Consider the following 554-nt stretch of genomic DNA (forward strand, 5'->3'; position numbering starts at 1 on the left):
CCGCATTATGCCGCGGACCGCCCTCGCCGTAGCGCGCCCGCTGGACGTCGCGTGCAGCTTGCACGCGGGCCGCGATGACCTTCGTCGGCTCGCCGGTCGGCGCGCGGGCGAGTTCGTTGGGCGGCACGGCCTGGACTTCCAGCGTGATATCCATGCGGTCGAGTAGCGGGCCGCTCAGCTTGTCGGAATATTCCTCGCCGCAGCGCGGCGCGCGGGAGCATTCGCGTGCGGTCTCGCCGAGATGGCCGCAGCGGCACGGGTTCATCGCCGCGATGCACTGGAAGCGCGCGGGATAGTTCACATGTGCATTGGCGCGCGCGATGACGGCACGACCCGTCTCCATGGGCTGGCGCAGCGCCTCCAGAGCGGGGCGCGGGAATTCCGGCCATTCGTCGAGGAAGAGCACGCCATGATGCGCAAGGCTGATCTCGCCCGGCCGCGCGCGGTTGCCACCGCCGATCAGCGCGGCCTGGCTCGCGGAATGGTGCGGATCGCGGAAGGGCGGGCGCGTGAGGAGCCGGCCGTCGCGCAGCAGGCCCGCGACGGAGTGGATC

General features: G+C 71.5%; 1 protein-coding gene. It reads right to left on the reverse strand.

What is annotated here, in order from left to right; genetic code table 11:
* A partial coding sequence (locus tag AC1DWF_RS37610) for an ATP-binding protein (RefSeq protein WP_476843504.1) occupies window positions 1-554 on the reverse strand: 554 nt, incomplete at both ends.

The organism is Aminobacter sp. P4_D5 (assembly GCF_056401815.1).